General features: G+C 69.7%; 4 protein-coding genes. All 4 read right to left on the minus strand.

Going from position 1 to position 8,862, the window contains the following annotated elements:
* Positions 1-16 precede the first annotated feature (16 nt).
* Positions 17-3,283: a hypothetical protein gene (locus ACFVV1_RS36080; RefSeq protein ID WP_389998440.1), complete on the minus strand. Its 3,267-nt coding sequence runs from the start codon at positions 3,281-3,283 to the stop codon at positions 17-19.
* Positions 3,284-3,449: 166 nt separating this feature from the next.
* Positions 3,450-4,448, minus strand: a complete 999-nt coding sequence (locus tag ACFVV1_RS36085; protein WP_389998443.1) for a thiopeptide-type bacteriocin biosynthesis protein — start codon at positions 4,446-4,448, stop codon at positions 3,450-3,452.
* Positions 4,421-5,650: a lanthionine synthetase C family protein gene (locus tag ACFVV1_RS36090; RefSeq protein ID WP_389998445.1), complete on the minus strand. Its 1,230-nt coding sequence runs from the start codon at positions 5,648-5,650 to the stop codon at positions 4,421-4,423. The genes ACFVV1_RS36085 and ACFVV1_RS36090 overlap by 28 nt, the downstream gene beginning before the upstream one ends.
* Positions 5,647-8,712: a lantibiotic dehydratase gene (locus tag ACFVV1_RS36095; protein ID WP_389998448.1), complete on the minus strand. Its 3,066-nt coding sequence runs from the start codon at positions 8,710-8,712 to the stop codon at positions 5,647-5,649. The genes ACFVV1_RS36090 and ACFVV1_RS36095 overlap by 4 nt, the downstream gene beginning before the upstream one ends.
* Positions 8,713-8,862: the final 150 nt, after the last annotated feature.

An 8,862-nucleotide genomic window follows, 5' to 3' on the forward strand; every position in this document is an offset into this window, starting at 1 on the left:
GGGGAACACCCCCGGTCTACCGATGCCGCCAGATCTGCCGGAGCTTCAGGACCTCCCGTGCCCAGTGCGCCGCCAGCTCCTCCTCGGGAACCCGAGGGCGGTCGAGGCTGAACCGGACGTGCGGGTACAGCCAGTGCTGCGAGATGTCCGCACTCGCCATCAGCGTGGTCAGCAGCGGCTCGTCCTGCGGGGTGTTCCGGTCGACGGCGACAAGGAGTTCACCCTGGTCGTCCGGGTGCAGATGGGGCAGCGGCTCCTTCAGCCGCGCTCGCAGGTCCCCCCAGGTCAGAACCGCACCCCCCGTGCGAGCGGCGTCCATCAGGACCTCGCGGGCCGGAGCGGCCAGCCGCTCGACCGCCGTGAGAGACAACCGTTCTGGCCGCGATGAGGCCTGACTGGCGGCGGTTTCAGTGGTGGCGCCGGGACGCCGTCTGACCGTACTGTCTGGCGCGGCTTCACGACGGGCCGCAGTTCGCTCTCTGAGCGATCGCTGCCGCAGACGCGCTTCCCAACCCACGAGGCGCTTTTCATCCGCTGAGGGTAGGGGTGCGTTCATCTTGTGCAGCAGTTCTCGCACCGTGTCGAGTACGAGCCCGATGTCCGACACCGTCGCCGTGCTACGGGTCATGTCCAGTTTCGTGAACAACTGTCTGATCATCTTCAGTACGGGAACGGTTTCGGGGCGTGACCGGTGCGCGCCGCACCAAGCTTTGACGTCTCGCATGAACGGGGTGAACCGCTCCCGGTCCTCCGGAGCGAGTTGGCGTGCGTACAGCGGGCCAGCGAGTCTGCGCGCGGCTTCGACCGACTCGAGGTCGTCTGCCTCCCGCGCTGCCTCGATCTCGCTGACCAGCCAGATGAAATCGGCGAGTGCCGCAGCCTGATCGCTGCCGCAGTTCTTCAACCTCTCTGCTTTTGCCCCCGCAGAGGCAGGTCGGGCCGATTGCTCCGCAGCCGTCTGCGCAGCGTGCAAACGATGTTCAAGATCGCTAAAGCTGTCTGAGAGGTCCTGTGTCAGCGCTTCGGAAGACAGCCGGCGAAGGGCGTTGACATGCTCCAGGGCGCTCCGGAGCCGCGCCGCTTCTCTGGGATCGCCGGGGGAGGGCAAGGTCTCGAAGACTGTGCGCATGGATTCGAGCGCTTCCTCGGACTCCCGTGCCTTGATCCAGGTGCGCATCTCGTCGCTCAGGACTCGTGCCCGCAGTTTCGTCTGCGCGGACGCCTTGCTGCCGGCGAGAGCGATCGCCTCCCGCTCAAAGCGGCGTACAGAGGTGACGTCCCCGGACGCCTTGGCTGCGATGAAGGATTCGCTCATTCGCGGCAGGAGTGATGCTGCCTGATCCGTGCTGTGCGCTGCCTCGAAATGTTCGATCGGAGGAGACTCGGGCCGCTCCGGTGGGTGAGGGGCGGCAGGCGGTGCGGGAGTAGGGGGATGAACGGCTGAAGCCTGAAACTCTGGGACTTGGCCGACCAAGTCTTCAAGATTGCGCAGCAACTGCCTGCTGGTCTCGCGCCATCGACGGAGTGCGTGGGCGTCCTTGCAGGCTTCGGTGTAGTCATGGAGATGGGTCGCCCCCACTTTGAGGGAAGTGGTGAGGCGTGCGGCCCGATCTCCTTCCCCACAAGCTGCGATTTGGCGCACCTCCTCGATTTTCTCGCGCAGGAGCCGCATCTTCTGGTTCGCGTCTTCCAGATTGGCTTCATTCGGCGGACGCGTGATCATGGGGGAGATGGGGGGAGATTCCGCGTTCAGGGGCGAGGTGTTGCGTTGCTCGTAGAGGGTGTGGATTCGGCGGATCGCTTCCGTACTCCATCGCTGAAGCTCGGCTTCAGACACAGGGGCATCAATACCGAGGTCCCGTAGAACCGCACTCAGGTAAGGCAACTTCTTCTGCCCCCCGGGTGCCAGGACCAGTACGCTCAAGGGCACCGCGTTCTCGCTCACCGGGTGATCTGCTTCCACGAGCAGATTGCGCAGTGAGTTGTCAGAGAGATGACGCAGCCCAGGGTCGATCTGTTGGGCGAGTTGTTGCCACGTGGTCGTACCGCCCCTGCGTGCGACCATGACTAACCCCTTACGGAGAGCCGTCGCCTGCCGACTGCGTACACCTCTTACTTGTGGTGCGGGGACGGCAGGGGGCCTCCTCTCGCTGGCTTGCCGCTGCGCGGGGGCGGGCGCAGAGACCGGCGCGTCGAGCGCGACGCTCGGGCGCCACAATCCGGTGCGCTCCGCGTCCAGGCCGTTCAGCTGCGTTACTACGTCGGCCCGGACCGCCCAGTAAGCCTGCGCGGTTCCGATGGGGTCGGTGAGCAGGAGGCGCACGGCACCGGAGAGCTGGTAGACGAAGTCGTCGGAGGGCGGCGGCGTGTCGGTGGGGAGCGAGAGCAGCCCCCGGATGATCCGTTTGGCGGTGGGCTTCAAGTAACCGACGTAGAGACGGCGGCCCTTCTCCTCGAACGGTGAATCCGTCGGTGCCGCTGCCTCGCCGTCGACAGCGAAAACGATTTGAGCTCCGGTCATGGGGAGACTCGTGGGGAGCGGGGCGTTGCGCATACCGCCAACGCGTATCTTTCCGGCGGAACGCAGATTTTCCAGGGCCGGGGTCACAATGCCGTCCCTGGTCATCCGGCACGTGGCGAGAGGGTCCCACACGACCGGCCGGTCCGCGGTGATGGTTCCGATGAGAACCCGCCGGTCGGTGCCATTTGTCTCACATCGGACCCGCAGCGCGTATCCCTGGCGCGCGACCATGTCGTGGGTGATCGTGTTCTCCGGTCCGAAGACCCACTCCACATGTCCTTCGCGGGCACCCAGGCTCTCAGCGGCCTTGCGCCAGCTCCGGTAGTCCTCGGGCCGGAGCTCGAAGCGCAGGTGTTGCTCCGTGGCCCGCAGCCAGAAGTCGACGGCGTCGCCAGGTCCCGTCCCGAGGGTGCGGAGAGATGCTTCGGCGGCGTGGCCCTGTCCGGTGAGCCAGTCCTTCACGTGCTGCTTGATGAACAGGTGGTCGGCACCGTCGGCACCCTCGGAGGTCCTGTGGCACTCGGCGCTGGTGCCGTAGCGGTCCGGGTGGTGGGCGAAGTGGCAGACCTTGGTCTCGTACCTCTTGGTCATCAGCTTCTCGCCGCAGCCGCCCAGGAGCGTGCCGCACCAGAAGTTCGTCTGGCCGTACTGACGGCGGAACTCGTCGAGGTTGTGCGCTTCCTCGGGGAGGATGACGGGGCGATCGCCGTCCTTACCGCCCATGACCGCGGTCTGTATAAGTCGGGTGTCGATCTGGGGCACCTGCGTTCCTCCGGCGGCAGCTCGTGCGGTTCAATACGTCCGCCATCACAGAATGGCACCAGTGCCCTGCCACAGGCCTGTTGTTTCACCGCGTTCACCCGTGGCCTCGCACGGCGACGGTGCGGATGCGTTGCAGTCCGTCTTCTACACGCCACCCACAAAAGAATTACGCGCGGCTGTCGTGGTGCAGGATCGCCGTTCTAGCCGCCCAGGCAAGGATGCTCTGTGTCCGGATGGATAGGCCGAGTCGGTTCCAGTGGAAGATCACGTGGTAGCTGAGCACCTGCCTCAACCCGCGGTCCAGCGTCCCGGTCTGAACGGCACGGCGGAGTTGCTGCCCCGTGGTGCGGAAGGCGGCGGCCCACTCGGCGACGGGCTCCAGCAGGCCGCCAGGGCGCAGCAGGGCATCGCTGTCGGCGAAGAGCAGGGGCCGGATCTCCTGGGCGCGGGCGCCAAGCCGGTCTGCTGGGACGTCGCTGACGGCCGATCGGTGCTCTTCCGTGATGACGTGGTGCCAGACGTCCCCCTGCTCGTACCACTCCAGGCCAGCGGCGCGCATCATGATTGTGCAGAGTAGAACGGACAGCTCTCGCGGTCCCACGGTTAGGTCCCCGCGCTGCCTCAGTTGCGGCGCCTCTCGGCTATCGGTGACGAACAGGGCGTGCGCGGCCGTCATGCTGGCCGGGCCCCCGAACGCTGCGGTTTCCGGCTCGTAGATCCCGGGCCACCACCTTTGCAGGTGCCCGTCGGAGACGAGACGGTCGAAGCTGTCGCCAAGGGGCAGTTTGGTTTCGGGCTCGGGCTGTAGACGAAGGCGCAGGCGCCAGCACGGGTGCTTGCGGGTGTACCACCAGCCGGCGATGGCCCCCGCCGCCTCTGCTTCCCGGAGCACGGGGAGCACGTGCGCGGTGAAGGTGGTGTCGGCGTCCGCCCAGTCGGTGAAGTGGAGGTAGGCCTGCCACCAATCGGTGGTGGCGGCGTGGCGGGCCAGGGCCTCCCGGCCCGCCTGGTCGTAGACCGCCACGGCGTCGGACAGGATCGTTGGTTCCATCCCGTACTGGGCTGCGACGTCGGGGATCGGCAGGCCGGTGAGGGCGGCGGCGACCGCGCGCTGGATCGGGCTCGGCTCCGTCAAGATCAGTTGATCAAGAGACATGCGTCCCATCCGGTGATCGGGGCCTGCTGCGAGGCGTAGGTGGTGAGGGCGAGCGCGGTGCCGGCGTCGCCGCTGATCAGGCCGGGCTCGGGAAGGCCGGGCTGGGCGTGCGCTGCGAGGGTGTCGCCGAGGCGCTTCGGGAGGGTCTGAAGGCGGGGGTCGAGGGCGTCGGCGGCAGCGCGGGTGGCGGTCTGGTAGATGCCTGCCCAGCCGTGGCACAGACCCGAGTCGGTGACGTGCGCGAGCTGTTCGGGGTCGGTCAGGGCGCGGTACAGGGCGTCCTCGTAGAACGCTTGGACGTCGGGGGTGCGCAGGGCGAGCCCGGCGAGTTGCCCGGCCCGTGCGATGCCCGTCGTCCCGTAGCACCAGCTCGGCCGGGCGGGGGCGTCGTGGTGAGGGCGTCCGCGGCTGAAGTCACGGCGCGAGATGTGCTCGGGCCACCAGGGACCGGAGGGACTGAGCTGGCACCAGACGTCAAGGTGTTCGCAGATGGCCCACATGGCCTCCCGGTGGCCGTCGACGGTGATGCCGCGACGCAGGGCCTGGGCCAGGAGGAGGAGCGGGCCGGTGATTCCGTGGGCGGCACCGAAGTTGGCGTGGCCGCCCGGGAAGTGGGGGGAGTCGCCGCGTGCCGGGTCGTGGCGGACCCACCAGCCGGGCAGCCCACGACCGTCAGGGGCGAGCGGGCGGGTCAGGGCGACGAGGTATCGCAGGACGCGTTCCAGGGCGATCCCCTCGGGGTCTGCGCGCAATAGGTAGGCACCGATGCCGGTGAGGCCATAGAAGAGGTCGTACTCGGCGAAGGTGGGCAGGTCGCCGTTGCGGATGCGGGTGAGCGCGGCATCGACGCGGCGGTGGGCGAGAGCGGTGATGTGCTGGTGGAGCGTTCTGCGCGCCGGGTTGTACAGGTGTTGGAAGGGCGGCGGAACGGTGGTGAGGATGAAGCCGATGGCGGGGGCGCCGAGGAATAGGCCGGTGGTGTCGGCCGCGCTGATGTGTCCGGTGGCTGCGGCGGTGATCCACCGGTGGGCGGAGCGCCAGGAGCCGCCGTGACGGCTGACCATCTCGATGTGCAGCAGGCTGACTCCGGCGGCGCCGTCGGCGAGGGACTGCACCGCCCAGGGCTCGTCGGAGGGCAGAGAAGCCGGTTCTGCGAGTTGGACGGTGTACTGCTCCAGGAATGCCGAGGGGGTGGCGGTCGGCGCGGTCATCGGGCCGCCATCCGGTGCTGAAGGGCCACGGTTCGTACGAGCCGGATCGTGGTCTCCTCGGTGCGCGGGTCGACGCCCAGGGCCCGAACGTGGTGCTGGTGCAGTAGCGAGCGGGCGACGTCGAGCGGATCACGCTGGCCGGTAAAGGTGCGCCGGTAGGTGTCCACGGCGGCGGCGCGAGCCCGCCACGCTTCGGCGACCAGAGAGCCGCCGGGAAGCGCGGCAAGCGCGGAGGCACCGTCCGGTGCGGCGAGTTCGAGCACCTGGCTGCGTGCGGTCCGGTCCAGTCGCCCCTTGCTCTGGGGAAGGTTGCGCACCAACCACTTCTCGGCCGCGGTGGTGTTCGGCGCCAGGGGGGTGACGAGGTGCAGGGCGCTGGCTGCGGCGAGGGCCTGCGGGGCGAATGTGTCGCTGTGCTCGGTGAGCTGGATCTGCGCGAGGGCGGCGGCGGAGTCTGCTGCGAACACCTGGTGCGCGGCGGCCATGGCCGCCGCGCCGCCGAAGCGCCCGGTCTGCGGCTGGTAGGGAGCCAGGACGAGCCCGGACGCCAGACCGAGCCGGTGCAGGCTGTCCGCCCAGGTACGGATGTGCTGGGCGGCGGTCCCGTACGCGTCTGGCGGCAGGTGCAGCGTGAGGTCGAGGTGTTGGTCGGCGTCCGGACGAGCCATCTCCCGGTGCCGGGTGAACCACCAGGCCGGCGGCTGCTCGCCGAACGTGGAGAGAAGGCTGGGCAGGTGACGGCTGAGGATCTCGTCGTAGCGGCGCGGGTGGGCGTGGAGCTGCGCGAGGAGCACGTTGCCGGCGCCCGGGAGGTGTCGCTCGGGGGTCGCCGAAGTGGCCGGGCGGAGCGCGGGCACATCGGTGGTGTCCGGCTGGGACCGGCCCAGGGAGAGCCAGATTTCGTGTGCTCGCCCGATCCAGCCGTGGGAGTCGCCGTCCGGGACCTCGCGCAGTTCCAAGCGCCGGGTGCTGTCCAGGTGTGCGCGCAGTACCCGGCGGTGGACCGGGTGGGACAGGTCGAGGGGGAGGCGTTGGTCGTACTCGATCATGGCGGCCTCCATGGGCACCCGCAGGCGGTTTCGCCAGGTGTCGAAAGCGTGCTCCCACTCCTGCGTCGGGGCTTTGCGGCCGGGCAGGTCGTCGGCCATGAGCAACCACCGGGCCTGGGCGAGGATGGTGCGGCGGTAGCGCACCCGCGGCAGGTACGGGAACCGGGAGCCGGCGCCGAAGTCGAACGGCTTGTAGGCGGCGTACCGCCCGTTGGCCACCTCGGCGAGGAAGCGGGCGAGCGGCGGTGTCTGGGTGCCGCCTTCCAAGGCGTGCAGGACCCGTACGTCGATGCGCCGGCCGGTGGAGAGCTGCACGAGGTGGAAGCTGCGCGGGTCCGCGGTGACGGCGATGTCGGTGAGCTGGATCGTCGTCTCGTCCGGCTCCCGGTGGCCGGACAGCTCGATGACGTGCGGCAGCAGCCGCGGTGTACGGGTGACGTTCTCGTTGCGGTGTCGGCGCGGCGGGAACACGAGTTGGGCGGTGAGGACGTCCGGCGCCCCGTGGTACGTGGCGGCGAGCGCGTCCTGTTCCTCGGGTGGCAGGACGTGGGCGAACCGGCCGGCCATGCTGCTGCCGGGTCGAGGTACCGCGGTGAGCAGCACGTCGAAGGAGCCGCGGGACAGAGCTGTGGTGCTGGGGGAGTGGACTTCGAAGGCGGCCTCCACTCGGGGCACGAACAGCCGCTCGTCGCTTCCGGCGGCCTTCTCCAAGGCGTCGACCGTGTCGTCCGTCAGCCGGAGTTCATCGCGGCCGTCCAGGAGGACTTGCTGCATCAGGGCGAGCAGCAGTTCGTCCCGGTCGGTGCGCAGTTTCGGGGCGGCGCCGCGTTCGGAGCCGATGTATCCGGCGGGCAGGCCCAGGCCGCTGTCGGAGACCAGGTCCATCACCGGCACCAGGGCGCCGACGCCGTACCGGGCCCGGAACCGGTGGTGGTAGTCGCGCCAGTGCTGGTATCCGTAGGGCTGCGGGGTGGTCCGGTACAGGGCCGACACGGCTGCTTGCACTTCCGCGATCACGGCCTGCGGGAGCTGGGTCTCGCAGTCGAGGGCGGTGTCAATGAGCAGCGGTGTCGGGGTGACGGGGGTGAGGGCGCGCATCCGCGCGGCGAGGGCGCTCACGCTGGTGTCGGAGAGTGTCGGCTGGTGGGAGGACACGTCGTCGCGCAACGCGTACAGAGCGTGGACCAGGTCCCGTACCTCGGGGACGCTGTCCGCCTGGTGCCGGCCCAGTTCGCGGCACAGGTGCTGGAAGGCGTCCACGGTGGTCATGGGCGCCCACAGGCTGGTGATGAGGAACTGCTGCTCGACCAGGCCCAGGAGGAGAGCGTCGATCTTTTCTGGTGTGGCCTGCGGGAAGCTGTCGCGCAGGTGGCCGTGGAGGTCGCCGTAGGAGATGGGGGCGCGGGCCGCGTCCATGGCGGCGGCCACCGGCCGGGCGTTGCGGACGGATATCTCGACGGGGGCCAGGAGGACGGCGTGGCCGTCGGAGGGCGGGCCGGGCGCCACGAACCGGTCGCCGCGCGTGTGAGCGGCGTTGTTGGCGACGAGCGGTAACCGCTTCAGCAACGCGGGGGTGCGCTGGAGCCGCAGGACCATGTCGGTGACCCATTCGGCGTCCGGCCGGATCACCGCGCGGTGCTTGTCGCGCCACCGCACGCTCGCCCGGGGCCCGACAGACACCGGGGCGGTGCCGGCGAACAGCCCGAGCGGGGTCGGGCGGTGCTGCCACCGCAGGAGGTAGGAGGCCGTCGACAGCGCGGTGCGGCGGACGTGACGGGGCTCGGCCTGCCGGCCCCGGACGACGGCCTCGATGGCGTCGGACAGGGCGGGGGTGGCCAGCTCCAGCGCGCTGCGGAAGTCCTCGCGCTGCCAGATGCGGTTCAGCCATCCGCGGGTGACGGCCACGTTGTCCAGGTTGAGGGTACGGGGGATGTCTGCCGGTCCGGGGCTGGTGGTGGCGCGCAGCATCGCCACGCCCTGCCACTGGTAGCCGGCGACTGCTCGGGAAGCCATGAGGCCCTTCCGTCAGGCGGCGCGGGGGAGGGGAGAGGGGGAGAGGGGCCGGGGGGGCGGGGGGGGGGCGGGGCCCCCCCCCCCCGCCCGGGGGCCCCCGGGTAAGGGCCGGGGCGCCGGGGAAGGAACACCCCCGGGGGCGCCCCGGGG

It is taken from the genome of Streptomyces sp. NPDC058092 (assembly GCF_042884935.1).
Classification (GTDB): domain Bacteria; phylum Actinomycetota; class Actinomycetes; order Streptomycetales; family Streptomycetaceae; genus Streptomyces.

Excerpts from the sequence above, each read along its gene's own strand:
- ACFVV1_RS36085 (WP_389998443.1), bottom strand. The coding sequence starts at position 4,448 with ATGGGACGCATGTCTCTTGATCAACTGATCTTGACGGAGCCGAGCCCG.
- ACFVV1_RS36095 (WP_389998448.1), bottom strand. The coding sequence starts at position 8,712 with ATGGCTTCCCGAGCAGTCGCCGGCTACCAGTGGCAGGGCGTGGCGATG.
- ACFVV1_RS36090 (WP_389998445.1), bottom strand. The coding sequence starts at position 5,650 with ATGACCGCGCCGACCGCCACCCCCTCGGCATTCCTGGAGCAGTACACC.